This is a genomic window from Dehalococcoides sp. UCH007, assembly GCF_001010485.1.
In the GTDB taxonomy this organism is placed as follows: domain Bacteria; phylum Chloroflexota; class Dehalococcoidia; order Dehalococcoidales; family Dehalococcoidaceae; genus Dehalococcoides; species Dehalococcoides mccartyi_A.
The window spans coordinates 1,364,133-1,381,230 of sequence record NZ_AP014722.1; the positions used below are offsets into that span (position 1 = coordinate 1,364,133).

Genomic DNA, 17,098 nt, shown 5'->3' on the forward strand with positions numbered 1-17,098 from the left:
TTCTACCTCCTAGTAACTTCCGCCCTGAATACCGCAGGTGCTGTCAAACCCACCGATAGGCTGGGGCATATCCCACCAGTTTTCAAGGTCTTCACCTTCTCTGAGACCATAACCAAAGGCCTTGTCTGCCTGCCACAGGAAGCTGTTAAAAACAGGAGTGGTGGACAAAGTGGCTTTGACATAATCATGGATAGCATTCTTGCCGGTATTAAACGTACAAGTACCCATACAGGCACCGCATGTACCCAGCTGGACTCTGCCCAACCAGCAGTCAACGCTGTTTGTCCAAAACTGTTTCTTGCCGGGTACGTGAGTGGTATCTTCCTGACCATACAGCTTGGGAATTTCCCAAGTAGGCTCGTGATCTGTGGGGATAGCATTCCAGGGGCAGCTGTCTGCACACTTGGTACAGGTATGGCAGAAACGCCACATACCGGCATCAATGGGTGGGGTAGGCTCAAGAGGCAAATCGGTAATCAGGTGGAAAAGGCCGGTTATTGAGCCAAATTCGGGATTGTTAAACGCACCTACGTTGCGGGCACCTTCACCCAGACCGGTCAGTATGGCACTGGCAATAGTAGGTACAGCACCATTCATGGGCAGGGTATAACCATAACACTGATAACCCAAAGATTTAATAAAAGCCTGAATCTTGGGCTGAATCTGCGACATGGTAGTATACCGGCTGAGGTTAGCCGCATTCTGAAGTGCGGAGCTGGGTGAACAACGGAACATTTCCTTTGACATGGCAACAGTGAAAGTAAACTCGTACAAAGGTACATTGGAGGGGAAGACCATCTTTTCAGTAGTCTCGTACCCAACCGGTACATCTTCAAAAAAGTACTGTTTGCACTGGGTAAGCGGGGGAGGCCAGGCACCTTGGTAAGCAGTGGCGGCATTACCCTTGTCAAAGGTACGGAAAAGCTTGTCCTTGTAACGCTGGGTTACCTCGCCATAACCTACCTGAGCAGCCCCGTAGAAGATTAAGGCGCTCCGAAGCATGCGGGAATTTTCGGCTGGTGTTCCCTGGTATTTTGCCACACCGCGGGCTTCGGGGGTAGCGGTTGACGGTCCCATAAAGCTCATGCTGGGTATTTGCCCCATTGCCATAGGCAGCATACTCATCACACCTGCGGCCAAAGCCTGGTCACGCAGTCTTAAACCGGGGGTATTGTTTTTCAAGCCGTCGGAAGTAAATTTTGTACCCACTGCATTGCGTCTGTTTACTTCCTCTTCGCCCAGATATTTTATCTGAACTGAACGTACCTGACCTACCATACGCCCATCAGACCGATACATCATATCCCAGTCTATTTCGGTGGTGGGGTCATCCAGTTCACGTTGTTTTACCCACCAAGGGCGTTTCCATTCCGCATTTGGGGAAGCTGTGACATCATCCAGATCCTGAAACACCGGTACAGCGGCAGCCGCAGTACCAATGCCGGCTCCAGTTAAACCCAAAGCCTTTACGAAATCACGGCGGCTTACTATCGAATGAAAATTGGGCATATTCCACTTCTCCTTTTAGTCTGCTTATAGTCTTTCCCATTGTCACCCAGTCTTCCCTGAGCGCCAAAATTCATGTTCCCCCCTTTTATCAGAATAATAATTGGCTTTGTGTATATACGATGTTTGATTACGATGTTTGATTACGATTATATATTTTGAGGTCAAGTCCGGCAATCAGCAAAAGGGATACTAATACTAAGCATTTAGTATAATTTCGGGTGCAGACTGTGTTTTATGTTTTGGCTAGTTCTCTTAGCAGCACAAAAATATAAGGTATGCCTTGATAACAAGGCAGGGAAAGGTATAATACAAAGGATACTTTCACAAACCGAAAGCCTATGGTACTTACAGCCGCAATAATTTTTAAGCAGGAGGGATAAAATAATGTCCAGTGCTACCCAGTATCCGGCCACGCTAAGCGTGGACTACCAGAATGAACCCCGTGACAAAGTAAGTGTAGCTTTCCGTCTCCTCATGATAATCCCCATTGCCATAATCTTGTCCCTTATTAGCGGAGGCACTTACGAGTATACCGTTGACCAGATAACATACTCCGCCAGCAATGCCGGAGGCATTATTGTTATGGCTACCGTGTTTATGATTCTTGTTCAGCAGAAATACCCCAAATGGTGGTTTGACTGGAATCTGGCTCTCAGCCGTTTCTGCTACAGATTTATCTCATATCTTGCCTTGCTGCGGGATGAATACCCCTCAACAGATGAAGAACAATCTGTCCATCTAAATCTGGTTTACCCGGATGTAAAAAATAACCTGAACCGCTGGATGCCGCTATTTAAATGGTTTTTAGCTATACCACATTATATTATCTTGTTTTTCCTGGGTCTGGCCGCATTCATGTGCACTGTTTTCGCCTGGTTCACTATTTTATTCACCGGCAAATACCCGAAATCATTGTTTGATTTTGTAGTTGGGGTCATGCGCTGGGGTCTGCGGGTATCCGCTTATGCAACCCTGCTGATTACAGATGACTATCCGCCATTCAGCCTTGAATCATAACCCGAATCTTGGAAAACCCCATTTTAAATATCAGGCAGATTAGAAAAATAAAACATGAGTGATATATCCGGCAGAGCTGTGGCGGAATTGACAGAAAACGGCTTCAAAGCCAGCACTGTTTCCTGCAAGCATCTGCCGGAACTGGAAGAGAATATTGAAAACCTTAAGCGGCAGGGCTTGGTTGACACTCTTCTTGCAAAAACATATCTACAGTTTAAATATGATTTTGATTCAGCTATGCCCAATACCCGCACGGTTTTCATCATCGCCATACCCCAACCTTTAACCCGTGCCCGCTTTACATGGAAAGGGCACATTTATAATGCAGATATACCGCCTACTTATATAGGCAGTAAAGACGATGCTGCCGTTTCAAATATTCTGACCAGCATAATCCAGGCCGAAGGATTTAAATCTGTTAGGGCGAATCTACCTGTGAAAATACTGGCAGCCCACAGCGGACTGGCCGAATATGGCAGGAACAACCTTGCCTATATACACGGCTTTGGTTCGTACCACCGATTAATCGCCTTTGTTTCAGACTGCCCTTGCACACAGGACAACTGGAATGAACCGAAAGAAATGAAGGCTTGCAGCAAATGCTTCAAATGCACCCGGAATTGTCCAAGCGGCTGTATTAGTGATGAACGTTTCCTGCTTAAGGCAGAAAACTGCCTTACATGGCATAACGAACGTGAAGATACCCTTGCCGGCTGGATAGACCCTGATTGGCACAATGCCCTTATAGGCTGTATGCGCTGTCAAACCGTATGCCCTTTAAATATCCGCCAATCTGCAAGAGTAATACCCGGACCCGAATTTACGGAAGAAGAAACAAACTTAATCCGGCAAAAACTGCCAGCCAACCAGATACCTGCCGACTTATACCAAAAGCTAAGCACTATAGCCATGGATGATTCCTATCCTGTCTTTGCCCGCAATTTGGAGTTGCTCGTAAACCCCAAAAACATAATCCGTTAAGCTATCAAGAGCATATACAACTTTACCCCGCAAACCTGCCTCAATACAGCTTTACCCAATCAAGAGAAATTGATGGGGTATTTACACTGACATTCATTTGGAGTAATACTATTATGAGGGGTTATATATGGACAGAAAGGGAAATTTTGATTCGGACAGCAGTTAAAAGGTGTGCACAAAATTGGCAGATACTAACACCCTGCAAATCCATGCCAAACACAAACTGCCTCCTAGCGAGTTTTGTATTACCCTGAGAATTAAAAACAAACAGACCGGCAAAATTAACTTAAGAGTGGGTAATCTACCCCGTACGTATTGTCTCCTCCGTCATATATTCACTCCATGGCTGACAGGTAAAGAGGTATCCGTACTGTGAAAGATACGCCGAAAAGAAATAAACTGCACCAGTCAAATATTTTGTATTCTACGCTGGTAGAAAAAAGCAATGACGGGATTATTATTATTCAGGATGAGCGGCTTATTTATGCCAACCCCAAAATGACCGTCCTAACCGGTTTCTCACTTGAAGAAATAACAGGAAAACCATTTGTAGATTTCATCTCCCCCGAATACAGACCGATGGTACTCGAGAGGTATCAAAGGCGGCTGGCAGGAGAGAACGTAACCAACCAGTATGAGATAGAGATTGTATCTAAAGATAACCGCAAGATACCGATTGAAATCAACGCCAGCTATATAGAGTACGAAGACAAACCGGCCAATATGGCTATATTACGGGACCTGACCGAATATAAAATGTCCCAGCTGAAACTGGCCGAAAATGAAGCCCGATGCCATGAACTATTCAAAAACAGCTACGATGCAATCCTGCTGACTATTCCTAACGGGCGTATTTTGGCAGCCAACCCGGCAGCCTGCAGTATGTTTGGCAGAACTGAAACTGAAATACGCGAGATAGGGCGGGACGGGCTGATAGATGTAACTGACCCGAGGTTACAACAAGCCCTGGAAATACGCGCCGCAACCGGAGAATTTAAAGGCGAATTAACTTTCCTCCGCAGTGATGGTACGACCTTTCCCGGTGAAATCACCTCCAAAATATATCCTGTAGGCGAAGGCGAACTCAGGACCGCCATGATAATACGTGATGTCAGCAAACGTAAAGAGGCTGAAGAAAAACTGAGGACAGCAGAGGAACGTTACAGGCTAACGCTGGATAACATGCTGGAAGGGTGTCAAATTATCGGACGGGATTGGCGTTATATATATCTCAACACTGTGGCTGTCCGCCATAGCCGGAAGCCTAAAGAAGCGCTTATCGGCCGCACTATGATGGAAGCATACCCCGGTATTGAAAATACCGAAGTGTTTATCCACCTTCGCCGCTGTATGGAGAACAGAACTGCAATCCGCATAGAAAACCGTTTTATTTTCCCGGATAACGCTGAAGGTTGGTTTGAACTAAGCATTGAACCCGTTCCGGAGGGGATTTTTATACTTTCACTGGATATTACCAGACGCAGGGAAACTGAAAAACAGCTGCAAATCAGCGAGGAGCGTTTTCACCGCATATTTGACCAGGTACCTATAGGTATAGCTATTACCGACCAATATTTTAAATTTACCCAGGTAAATAAAACCATGTGCCGCATGATGGGATACTCCGAAAAGGAACTCACCGCTATTACCTTTAAGGAAATAACCCATCCCAAGTATCTGGCATATGACCTTAAGCAGTTAAAACTCTTATCCGCAGGTGTTATAGATAATTTTGAACGCGATAAACAGTATATCCGCAAAGATGGGAGTGTTTTCTGGGGGCATATTTCTGTCGGCGCCATAAAAGATGACCAAGGCAAAATCCTGTATTACACCCCGTGTATTTTGGATATAACCAAACGCAAACAAACCGAACAAGCCCTGCAGAAATATAAACTTATTGCTGATGACAGCCGGGATATAATACTGTTTTTGGATAAGAATAGCGGGCAGATATTGGAAACTAACGCCGCCGCCACTAAGGCATACGGATATACCCGCAGGCAATTACTGAATAAAACCGTGTATGAGATCCGTCCGCCGGAAACACGGGCGGCTATACCCATGCAGCTGGCGCAGGCTGATTCTGAAGGTATACTCTTTGAATCGTACCACATGCGCAAGGACGGAAGCATTTTCCCTGTAGAAGTAAGCTCACGGGGAGCTACCATAAACAATACCAGGGTAGTGGTAAGCGTGATACGTGATATCAGCGAACGTAAGAAGGCTGAGGAAAAATTTAAAACTATATTTAAACACCAGGAAACCATACTGGCCACCGTGCCGGATATTATTGCCGAGGTGGATACAAACAAAGTCTACACTTGGATAAATGAATCCGGACTGGAATTTTTCGGGGACGATGTAATAGGCAAAGAGGCATCTCACTATTTTATAGGGAAACAGGATATCTACCAGAAAATCAGACCCGTTTTCAGCGGCGGTGAAAATACTGTTTACGTTGAAAGCTGGCAACGCCGCAAAGACGGGGAGCCCCGCTTGCTGGGTTGGTGGGCACATTCGCTAAAGGATATAACCGGCAAAACAGTGGGGGCGTTATCAGTTGCCAGTGATATCACCGACCGCAAGAGGATGGAGGAAAATCTGGTCAAATCCGCCGCAGAGTGGAGTACAACCTTTGACTCTATAAATGACATGATATGCATAGTAGACGCCGGATATATGATTCTGCGAGTCAATAATGCATTTGCCAAGTCCCTTAAGCTGCCGCCGGAGGAAATTATAGGCAAACACTGTTATGAGCTTATTCACTCAACCAAGCAGCCCCATTTTATGTGCCCGCATAAGAAAACCCTTGAAACCGGCCGTTCACAGGTAAGCGAATTCTTTGAAGAAAACCTTAATACCTGGGTTGAAGCCACTACCTCACCCGTGCTGGATGCGGATAACCGGGTAGTAGGGTCAATTCACGTAATAAAGAACATTAACGAAAGAAAGAAATCTGAAGAAGCTTTGAGAGCGGAGCGTGAGACCTACATGTCCCTTTTCAACAGCGTCACGGACGCAATTATCGTGCACCGCCCGAAATCAGACAATACTCCGGATAAAATTCTGGAAGTAAATGATGCATGTGCAGCCATGCTGGAATATAGCCGTGATGAGTTGCAAAATATGACGGTGAGGGATTTTGTAAAGGGCATGGCTGGTGATGCTGCTCTATTCACCAGTGTTATTGAACAAATTGAGAAAGATGAGACTACTACTCTTGAGCGGATATTCGTGACCAAAACCGGACGGGAAATACCGGTGGAAATCAGGCCAAGAATATTCCTTTTCGGGGGAAAGCCTACTGTCATTACCATGGCCAGAGATATCAGTGACCTGAAAAAAATAGAGGCAGAGCGGCAAAAACTGCGTGAGCGGGCAGATATGGCTAATCGTCTGGCCGCGGTAGGGGAAATGGCGGCGGGTATTGCCCATGAGATTAATAACCCTTTAACCGGTGTAGTTGGTTTTGCAGAGCTGCTTTCAAACAGGCCTGACTTGCCCGCTGATGTGCAGGACTCTTTAAAGGTTATAAACAACGGCAGCTTGAGAGTAGTTGAGATTGTAAAAAGACTGCTGACTTTTGCCCGTCAGACAAAACCGATTATCAGCAAAGTCAGTATTACCGATATTATTGATAACTCCCTGACACTGCGCAGTTATGTACTGGAAACAGCCGGCATAACCATAATACGTAACTATGCCCCGGACTTGCCATGGATAAATGTCGATCCCGCCCAGATACAGCAAGTTTTCCTTAATCTGATATTAAATGCCGAACATTCCATGAAAAAGGCTCATGAAAAAGGCACGCTTTCTATAAAAACTGAAAAAACGGGCGAATATATACGCATTTCATTTAAAGATGACGGAACGGGTATAGCAGCGGATGTAATGGATAAAATATTCCAGCCGTTTTTCACCACCAAAGACCCGGGACAGGGAACAGGATTGGGGTTAAGCCTGTCACAAGGCATTATTTTGGAGCACAACGGCAGAATATGGGCTGAAAATAACCCCGAAGGGGGTGCCACCTTTGTAATAGAACTGCCCGTAAGCACCACTTGTGAAATTCCATCCCAACCTTCAGAGAAAAGTGCTCCGGCATATTCGGCACCAAAAAGATCAGCTTCAGCCATGGTGATAGATGATGAGCCTGCGGTTAGATCCCTGTTGAAAATCATTTTAACCCAGGATGGACACCAGGTAGAGGAGTGCGAAAACCCGGAAAAAGCACTGGACAAATTACGCGAACATACATATGACATTATCTTTCTGGATATCCGCATGCCCGGCATGAGCGGAACCGAGCTCTATGATAAGATTATCAGCAACTGGCCCGGATTAGCCGGCCGTATTGTATTTATCACCGGCGATACCTCTGATGCCAAAGTCAGGGAATACCTTGATAACCACGATATCCCCTATGTTACCAAACCCTTTGACATGTCCCTGCTTAAAACTGCCATGCACAGGGTATTAAGCAAGATAGATGCGGATAACTGATGGATTTACAACAGGATACCTTACTGATAGTAGATGACGAGGAATTGATACGCCAATTACTCAGCGTAAAGTTTTCGAACGAAAACTACCAGTGCCTGACTGCCAGTAACGGCATAGAAGCCCTTGAACTTATTAAAGGGATACAAGTTGCTATAGTTCTGCTGGATATAAATATGCCCGGCAAAACAGGTATTGAAACCCTTCAGGATATAAAAACCCTCAAACCCGATACCGAAGTTATCATGGCCACCGCCATAAATGACATTGACATTGCCTTAAAATGCATACGGCTGGGTGCATACGACTATGTGATAAAACCGTTTAATCTGGACTCTCTTATTCACATTACCAAACGGGCACAGGAACACAGACGCCTGATACTGGAAAACAGAGGCTACCAGCTTGGGCTGGAACAGAAAGTGGCTGAACGGACGGAAGAACTAAAACAGGCCTTGGACAAACTGAAATCAGCCTCATTGGATACCATCTTCCGTTTATCACGGGCTGCCGAATATAAAGATGAAGATACCGGCATGCACATACGGCGTATAGGACACTACGCCGCCCAGATAGCCGAAAGTATGGGGCTCCCCCCTGAGGAGATAGAATCATTCCTGTATGCCGCCCCCATGCACGACATAGGCAAGATTGGTATTCCTGACAATATACTCCTGAAACCCGGAAAACTCACCCCGCAGGAATGGGAGATTATGAAGCAGCATACAGTCATCGGTGCCAATATTCTGGAGGGAGCCGCATCAGAAATCATTAAAAAGGCAGCAGTAATTGCCCTGAACCATCATGAAAAATGGGACGGAAGCGGTTACCCGAACGGGCTTAAGGGTGAAAATATACCTTTGGCCGGGCGTATTACCGCCATTGCAGATGTTTTTGATGCCCTGACTTCCAAAAGACCTTACCGGCCGGTATCATACTCGATAACCGAGGCTTTGAAAATGATAGAAGAAAATGTGGGCAAACAGTTTGACCCCGAAATATACAATGCCCTAAGAGGCAACTTGAAAAATATTCTGGCTATAAAAGAACACCAATAACCCCTCTGCCATAACTCCCTTACTCTGCCGGCACAGTTTATTCACACCGCATCCCATATAAATCAATTATCCGGTTCTACAGGCAACGACTCGAAACAGGCCGTTTACCTGAGCAAGAAGGGTATTACTACTGCCACCAGCCCGGTAAACAGGACCGCCAGCATAAACAGATTGTACCGGAGAGCATAGTCACTAAGCATGGAAGGGTCGTAGTAATCTGCCACACCCTGGTCTTTATACATTTTAAGCAAACCGTTAATGAGTTTAGTCCTCATCTGGCGGCCGCGGATAAGCCCCACCTCAACTACAAAATTTACCACTACGATAAGCGCCACAAAAGTAAGCATAACTACCGTCTGGGTATTTTCACCTGAAGAAGAAGCTATGCCAGAGTTTATACCCAGAGTAATCAGATTCAGGAAAATAGCTGTAAGGACAAATATTGTATCTGTGCGGGCATTGGATGCCAGCTCAGCAATCAAATGTTCATGCACACGTTCAATCATTTCATCACCTCAAAACCAGTTAATTACGATTAAAATGCCGGTACAGCAAAACAAACCCGCCAATCATCACCGCTCCCAGCCCCAGTCCTACCCATTGCCACAGCCCGGAAGTATCTCTGACTACCAGTATGGTGTTGCTGAAAGTGCGTATTTGCTGGTATTCGGCTATAAAGACCAGATTGTACTCTCCGCGGGACGCATCTAACGGGGCAAGCACCACCGCCTCTAGCGACATACGCTGACCAACACTCAGATAGTCAACAGATGCAGGGTTATATTCCACCACCCAGTTTGCAGGCAAATCTGCTGACAGGGTTATATCAAAAATTTCCTGAGTACCGGAGTTTTCAAGCTCCAGATAAAGTTTTTTAGCTTCACCGGGAATTATATCCATATAATAATACCCGGAAAGCAGATATAGGGAAAGGCTGGATTTTTCTGTCTGGGCGGTAACAGCGGCAGATGGGAAAAGCCCGCCCAGCATACTGCCAAACAGCAAACCGGCACACACCAGACCGGACAGAGTCCTGTATATTTTGAAATTTGTTATAAACTTCTTCATCTCAGGTTAATAATAAACGTTTGGCAAATACAGTGCAATTGGGGCAATAACTGATTTTTGCTTAGCGGGAATACTTAGTTCATATTATCAAATAAAAAGCGGGGGATTCTGCCTTCCCCCGCCGGTACTTTAGTTCAGGTAACCGCCTGATTATTCCGTTTTGCTGCCGACATAATTAAACGCTATCAATGCCACAGATACCACCGCCATACCCAAACCAAAGTAAAAAGTGCCCTGGGGATCCTGCCATTCCACCAGGTGCTTTAGAAAGATAATGCCCATGACCATTATAACCAAACTGCTCAGCTTAACCTTCAAATCATGGAGGTTTCTTATTATGAGCCACTCAGGGAGTGAAAGCTTACCGATAAACAGTTCGTAAATACCCAGTGCAAAAATAAGAAGCACCGTGGCTATCAGGAATATATCCATAAGTTCTATAAAAGGTATTAAATCAATACTTTCTTCCGCAAAACCTGAAAAAAAGCCTATCAGAATTTTGGCTGCCCTGATAATACCCAAAGAAAAGACCATAAGCGAAGCCAGCAGCATCGAAAAAACCGCTATCAGGGTAATGTATTTACTTTTCTCCAGCCATTGTTTCATGCTTTTCCCTGCAATTTCATTTTTAAATCTCCGGTTTCAAACGCAAAAACAGGCAATACAGATTTTCCGCAGCTTTCATTCAAGACTTCTGCCGCCGCAAGATATACGGCAGAAAGACCACAGACTATACCTTCCCAGCCGCCGATACGGATAAATATTTTGCCGGCATCTCCGGGTATCCAGTGGCCAATAGCCAACAGGAAAAATAATACTGTCAAACTTATGAAGACAAAGGCTGTTGCCCCATTTTTCTTGAGCGTGGGAAATACCATAAACAAAGTGAACAGTCCCCAAAGGCACAAATACCAACCCAGAAACGCAGGGGGTGCAGCCCATGCTTCGGGCAGACCCATTTGGGGTGCTATAAGAATAAATACCAAAGTCAGCCAGAACATGCCGTACGAAATAAAGGCGGTTGTACCGAATGTATTGCCTTTGCGGTATTCCAGTATACCGGCTATTACCTGGGCTATTCCTCCGTAAAAAATCCCCATAGCGAAAATGGCTACATTTAAAGGGAAAAAACCGGCATTATGAATGTTCAGAAGTATGGTTGTCATACCGAAACCTAACAGACCTAAAGGGGCAGGGTTTGATAATTTTGATTCCACTAAACTCCTTTATTTGAGGCTCTTGCCAGATTAAAAGACCTTGATTATACGGATATGCAGACAGTATTTCAAACCCATACTTGTTTACAGATAAATGCTGTCTAAAGCTGTCTGTTTTAGCAGGATTTTCTTGACGCACAGCCGGTAAAGCAAATATAGGAAGAAAGTTTTTTTTGTACAAAAGGGGCAAAACCTTGCTACAAATCTACTCAAGTAATACAATGAAGGGTACCAAAAAATCAGCCACCTGTTACCGGAAAAATTTTTTCTTTTAGCCTCAAATACTAAGGCAGGTAAAGATATATTCAGACCTGATAACCACGGAGAAGCCCGGTGAGCGAATCCTATCTGGTTTTTTATTTTCTAGCCATGACGATTTCGCTTCTGGCTTGTCTGACAGTAATAGTATTCAGCTGGAAAAACCGTGAAGCACCAGGAGCCCGGGCTATGCTGGCACTGGGAGTGGCAACATTTATCTGGGGATTCGGGTTTATGTGTGAAGCTGCCAGCCACAGCCTGAGCCAGCAGATGATATTCAACAATATCGGCTATGTTGGCTCAATGAGTGTTCCGGTAATCTGGCTGATTTTCGCGCTTCAATACACCAATGCCGATAAACAGTTTGAAAACTGGAAAAAGGCACTGCTTTTCATCTTCCCGCTCTTCGTAGTAATAATGGTTTGGAGCAATGACACCCACCATCTCATGTGGTCAAATGAACACCAGACTATTTCAGGGCCTTTTCTGGTAGTTGCTAAAACATACGGGCCTCTTTTCTGGGTAGCAGTGGTACATAACTATCTACTTATTACCGGTGTAACCATTATATTAATCCGCCAGTTATTTTTTGGCATACGTATATACCGCAAACAGGCCTTTATACTCTTATTTGCAATCTGCCTGCCCTTGATTTGGAACATCATATATATATTTGATTTGCTGTCATTACCCCGCAAAGACCTGACCCCGGTAATGTTTGCAATTTCAGGTATAGCCATAACCATGGGACTAATGCGTTTCAAACTGTTTAAAACAATCCCTTTTGCTTATCCGCTTATTCTCCAGCAAATGAATGACGGCGTTCTGGTCTTTGATAGATCCAACCGACTGCTGGAAACAAACCCTGCGGCCTGCAAAATGACCGGTTTGGATAACACTATGGTCGGGCAGGAACTGAATAATTTATGCCATATGTCACCCCTTCTGGAATGTTTGGCTATTGCAAATTTCGGGCATCTTGATTTTGAATCCGCCACCAGAGTAAAAGGGAAGTTTTACGAACTGGACAAACAACCCTTGCTGGATAAACAACAAAGGCAGGTGGGCTGGCTGGCCACTATCCGCGATATAAGCCAGCGCAAGCAAACGGCTCAGGAACTTAAAGAACGCAAGGAACAGTACTTTACACTGGTAGAACATGGCAATGACGGCATTATCATTGTCCAGAACGGGCTGGTAGTCTACGCCAACTCCAAAATGAAAGAGCTTTCCGGTTACCCGATGGATGAAATTCTGGAAAAACAATTCGCCCAGTTCGTATCAGCGGAACAAAGAGATATGCTTGAGCAGCATTACCAGAAGAGGGTGGAAGGACAGAAATTATACGGCAGATACGAAGCCTGCCTGATTAATAAAAAAGGCCAAGAGGTTTATGTTGAAATAAGCGCCAGCCTGATTGAATATGAAGGCCAGCCTGCAGATATGGCTATTATCCGTGATTTGACTGCCGATAAACAAGCCGAGCTTGAAAACCAGAGACTTCGCGATAAGGCGGAAATGGCCAGCCGTTTGGCGGCAATAGGCGAAATGGCCGCCGGAATAGCCCATGAAATAAACAACCCCCTGACCGGTGTCATAGGTTTCTCCGAGCTTTTGGCCACCAGAGAAGATTTACCCAAAGATGTGATGGCAGACCTTCAGGTAATCAACCATGGTTCCCAGCGGGTAGTGGAAATTGTAAGGCGGCTGCTTACTTTTGCCAGACAAAATAAACCTGTAAAAACACTTCTGGACGTGCATGAGCTTATAGATAATACCTTGGAATTCCGCGGTTATGTGTTTAAAACCGCCAATATAGAGATTATCCGCCGGTATGATTTAAACCTGCCCTGGATTACCGCTGACCCGGGACAGCTGCAGCAGGTATTTTTGAACCTGATTATAAATGCAGAACAAGCTATGAGAAAAGCCCACGACGGGGGAAAACTAACTATAACCACCGCCCAAACAAACAAATTTTTCAGCATACGCATTGCGGATGACGGGCCCGGCATGACCGCTGAAATAAAAGCTAAAATTTTCCAGCCGTTTTTCACCACCAAAGGCCCTAAAGAGGGGACAGGGCTGGGGTTAAGTTTGGCTATGGCTATTATTCTGGACCATCACGGTACAATTGATGTTGAAAGTGAATACGATAAGGGTGCAGCCTTTACTATCAACCTGCCGCTGAACTCTGATGCAGAGGAATATCCAATCAAGACACCCGCCCCTGCCTCTATGATAGAAGATAATCGGACTGCCAGTATACTAGTGGTAGATGACGAAGAACATATCTGCCGGCTGATTAGCCGGGTACTGGGGCAGATGCGGCATAACGTAGAGAGCTTCAATGACCCCGTCAAAGCACTTTTAAAGCTGGAGACAACCGGATACGATCTGGTATTGCTGGATATCCGCATGCCGGGGATGAGCGGTTTGGAATTTTATTCCCAGATGATTGCCAAACGCCCCGAGCTGGCAGGCAAGGTTATATTTATGACCGGGGATATGACCCTTTCAGACCTTGAAATCCATATGCAACAGACTAACCTGATGCACATTGCCAAACCTTTTCATCCCAGTACTCTGGAACAGTTTTTATCCAAAGCTTTGAAACAACAGGCGGGATAAAAAAATAATTTGGCAAGCATATAATGTAAATCCATTGGAACTTCATATTTGCTTAACATTTTTCTTTATAATTAGTATTATTATTCCAAATAAAAATCAAAAAGGGGACTCATGTGCTTTCTAACAAAAAATATATACCAGTAATACTTGGTATACTGATTCTGCCCAGCCTGCTGTTTTCGTCCTGTGCCGCCATTGCGGAGATGAATTCAAACCAGAATACCAATACTGATTCCGCTGATACTACCCAGATTACAGACCCGGCGGAACTGGCGGAATGGACAGCAGACGGTATTATAACAGCTAACGAATATACTAATAGCTCAACCCTCAGTGCCAACTTCACCCTGTTCTCCAGGACGGATGACCAGTATGTATATATCGGCATCAAAGCTAAAGCTACAGGCTGGATATCAATCGGTTTTCAGCCGGTGTCTGCCAAAGGTCACACAGGAGCTGATTTTGCACTGGGCGGAGTGAGTAATGGAGCGGCATATATTTATGACCTCTGGGGTATAAGTAAAGACGAACACTCTCTGGATACCAAACTGGGAGGAACAAACAGTATTCTGGAATACGGAGGCACCGAATCCGGCGGTTATACAATTCTGGAGTTTAAAAGACTGCTTGTTACCGGTGACAGTTATGACCAGAATATTGTCCACGGGTCTAATAATATTCTGTGGGCCTATAGTGACGAAGACGGCTTTGCCGCTATGCATACAGCCGAAGGCACAGGCAAAATAAACATACCCTGATAACTAATACGGCTAACAGATTTTGATTTACCTATAATCAAGCAGGGCATCGGATAATCCGGTGCCCTGCTGCTTTGTCTTCGAACAGAATGAATAAGTATACTGCCGTACAGGCTGAAAATGTTATAATGAACATTCATGATACACAGCTATTATTCCCGTATAAATGGCAACTCCCCTGATGAGAAGCCGAAAATCACCCGCGGCTTGCTGAAAAGGGTCTGGAGTTATGCCCGCCCTTACCGCTGGCTGGTGCTCTGGATGCTGGTACTCACTCTGGCCACTACCGGCCTGGGGCTTCTGACCCCTTTGATACTGCGTGACCTGATAGATGTCACTTTGCCGGACAAGGATTTGACCCGCCTAGGCTGGCTGATTGCAGCCCTGCTGACGATACCCCTTCTGACAAGTTTCTTAAACGTAGTGTTACGCAGATATAACTCACGGGTAGGTGAGGGAGTAATCTCTGACCTGAGGCTGGCTATGTTTTCGCACCTGCAGCGCATGTCACTCAGCTTTTTTACCCACACCAAAAGCGGCGAACTGATGAGCCGCCTTAATAACGACGTTATCGGCGCCCAGACGGCTATCAGCAATACTTTTGTATCTATAGTAACCAGCCTGATTCAGGCCATAGTGGTATTTTCAGTTATGATTACCCTTGAATGGCGGCTGGCACTGATAAGCGTGGCTATACTGCCCCTTTTCTTCTGGGCGGCCCAGCACCTGGGAAACAGGCTTCGGGATATTGCCCGAAACCAGCTTGACCAAAATGCCAGAATGAATGCCGTTGCCCAGGAACTGCTTAACATAAGCGGGGCTTTGCTGGTCAAACTTTTCGGCCGTTCGGCGGAAGAAGACCGCCGTTTCAAAGAACGCTCTGATGAAGTAAAAGATATTGGTATAAAACGGGCGGTGACCGGCTCACTCTTTTTTGCCAGTATAGGCCTTCTAAGCGCTATTGGCATAGCCCTGGTTTACGGGGTGGGGGGCTATTTTGTAATTCAGGAAACCCTGACTATAGGTACTATCGTAGCTTTAGGTGCTTTACTGACTACCCTGTACGGAGCTTTGCAGACCCTGACTAACGCCCCGGTGGATTTTGCCACCTCTATGGTTAGTTTTGAACGGGTTTTTGAAGTGCTGGACGTACCGCTTGATATTAAAGAGAAAGAAAATGCCTGCATTTTAGGCAATGTAAGCGGCGTTTTGGAATTTAGGAATGTAGTCTTTCATTATGAACGCGAAGAAAAAGGCCTGCTCAGGGAAGTGCGGCGTTTCGGACAGATGCAGGACGTAGTTTCGGTGCTCTCCGGGGCTGACGGAACACCTAAAAACGGCGGCGAAAAAAATGCAGACAGCGCCGGACGGGCAAACAGCGAGGTGCTGGAAAATATTTCGTTCAGAGCCGAACCCGGCCAGCTGGTAGCTTTGGTCGGACCAAGCGGCGCCGGCAAAACAACTCTTACTTACCTTATACCCCGTTTGTATGACCCGGTTGCCGGGCAGATACTGATAGACGGGCATGACTTAAGAGATGTCACCCTTGATTCACTGGCCGCCCAGATAGGTATGGTCACCCAGGAAACTTATCTTTTCCATGATACGGTGCGCACCAACCTGCTGTACGGCCGGCCGGATGCCACCCAGGCGGAAGTGGAAGCGGCTGCTAAAGCGGCCAATATCCACAAGTTCATCAAAAGTCTGCCCCAGGGGTATGAGACCATTGTGGGTGAGCGCGGCTACCGGCTGAGCGGGGGCGAAAAACAGCGGCTGGCACTGGCCCGGGTTATATTAAAAAACCCGCGGATACTGGTGCTGGATGAAGCTACCAGCTCACTGGACAGCCAGTCGGAATACCTTATTCAAGAAGCCTTAAAACACGTAATGGTGGGGCGTACCAGCATTGTCATTGCCCACCGCCTGAGCACTATTCTGGCGGCGGATATGATACTGGTGATGGACCACGGGCATATTGTGGAAAGGGGCACTCACCGCGAACTGCTGGCTCTGGGCGGGCTGTATGCAAATCTCTATGAAACCCAGTTTCGCAGCAAGGCCAATACGCCCTCAGCGGCGGAGTAATTAGCCG

13 protein-coding genes are annotated in these 17,098 nt (G+C 45.9%); 8 read left to right on the forward strand and 5 right to left on the reverse strand.

The features are described from left to right. Positions 1 to 9 precede the first annotated feature (9 nt). Positions 10 to 1,509, reverse strand: coding sequence for a reductive dehalogenase (locus UCH007_RS07180; protein WP_046961447.1), 1,500 nt, complete (start codon positions 1,507 to 1,509; stop codon positions 10 to 12). A 381-nt stretch (positions 1,510 to 1,890) separates the two neighbouring features. Between UCH007_RS07180 and UCH007_RS07185 the strand changes: the two genes are divergently transcribed. The 5 genes from UCH007_RS07185 to UCH007_RS07205 all read left to right on the forward strand — a co-directional run bounded on the left by UCH007_RS07185 (position 1,891) and on the right by UCH007_RS07205 (position 9,074). Then, complete coding sequence (locus tag UCH007_RS07185) at positions 1,891 to 2,526, forward strand: DUF4389 domain-containing protein (protein ID WP_080775298.1); 636 nt, start codon at positions 1,891 to 1,893, stop codon at positions 2,524 to 2,526. Between the two features lie 54 nt (positions 2,527 to 2,580). Then, positions 2,581 to 3,507, forward strand: a complete 927-nt coding sequence (locus tag UCH007_RS07190) for a 4Fe-4S double cluster binding domain-containing protein (protein WP_052753406.1) — start codon at positions 2,581 to 2,583, stop codon at positions 3,505 to 3,507. Between the two features lie 181 nt (positions 3,508 to 3,688). Further along, positions 3,689 to 3,883 (forward strand): hypothetical protein, encoded by a 195-nt coding sequence (locus tag UCH007_RS07195; RefSeq protein ID WP_156171841.1) that lies wholly within the window; start codon positions 3,689 to 3,691, stop codon positions 3,881 to 3,883. Beyond that, entirely contained in the window at positions 3,880 to 8,019 is a 4,140-nt protein-coding gene (locus UCH007_RS07200; protein WP_046961448.1) for a hybrid sensor histidine kinase/response regulator, read from the forward strand. The genes UCH007_RS07195 and UCH007_RS07200 overlap by 4 nt, the downstream gene beginning before the upstream one ends. Continuing rightward, positions 8,019 to 9,074, forward strand: coding sequence for an HD domain-containing phosphohydrolase (locus UCH007_RS07205; protein WP_046961449.1), 1,056 nt, complete (start codon positions 8,019 to 8,021; stop codon positions 9,072 to 9,074). The genes UCH007_RS07200 and UCH007_RS07205 overlap by 1 nt, the downstream gene beginning before the upstream one ends. 104 nt (positions 9,075 to 9,178) lie before the next feature. On the opposite strand, the gene UCH007_RS07210 is transcribed toward UCH007_RS07205, so the two are convergent. From UCH007_RS07210 to UCH007_RS07225, 4 genes are all read right to left on the reverse strand, one after another. Next, positions 9,179 to 9,580: a hypothetical protein gene (locus tag UCH007_RS07210; RefSeq protein ID WP_012882641.1), complete on the reverse strand. Its 402-nt coding sequence runs from the start codon at positions 9,578 to 9,580 to the stop codon at positions 9,179 to 9,181. Positions 9,581 to 9,599: 19 nt separating this feature from the next. Beyond that, entirely contained in the window at positions 9,600 to 10,142 is a 543-nt protein-coding gene (locus UCH007_RS07215) for a COG1470 family protein (RefSeq protein WP_046961450.1), read from the reverse strand. A 150-nt stretch (positions 10,143 to 10,292) separates the two neighbouring features. Beyond that, positions 10,293 to 10,748, reverse strand: coding sequence for a YqhA family protein (locus UCH007_RS07220; protein ID WP_041331578.1), 456 nt, complete (start codon positions 10,746 to 10,748; stop codon positions 10,293 to 10,295). Then, positions 10,745 to 11,359 carry an acetate uptake transporter gene (locus tag UCH007_RS07225; protein ID WP_046961451.1) on the reverse strand — a complete coding sequence of 205 codons (615 nt, stop codon included), beginning with the start codon at positions 11,357 to 11,359 and terminating at the stop codon, positions 10,745 to 10,747. The genes UCH007_RS07220 and UCH007_RS07225 overlap by 4 nt, the downstream gene beginning before the upstream one ends. 333 nt (positions 11,360 to 11,692) lie before the next feature. Between UCH007_RS07225 and UCH007_RS07230 the strand changes: the two genes are divergently transcribed. From UCH007_RS07230 to UCH007_RS07240, 3 genes are all read left to right on the forward strand, one after another. Continuing rightward, positions 11,693 to 14,248: a histidine kinase N-terminal 7TM domain-containing protein gene (locus tag UCH007_RS07230; protein ID WP_046961452.1), complete on the forward strand. Its 2,556-nt coding sequence runs from the start codon at positions 11,693 to 11,695 to the stop codon at positions 14,246 to 14,248. Positions 14,249 to 14,361: 113 nt separating this feature from the next. Further along, positions 14,362 to 15,006, forward strand: coding sequence for a DOMON domain-containing protein (locus tag UCH007_RS07235; RefSeq protein WP_046961453.1), 645 nt, complete (start codon positions 14,362 to 14,364; stop codon positions 15,004 to 15,006). Positions 15,007 to 15,144: 138 nt separating this feature from the next. Further along, positions 15,145 to 17,091, forward strand: a complete 1,947-nt coding sequence (locus UCH007_RS07240; RefSeq protein WP_041331582.1) for an ABC transporter ATP-binding protein — start codon at positions 15,145 to 15,147, stop codon at positions 17,089 to 17,091. Positions 17,092 to 17,098 lie beyond the last annotated feature (7 nt).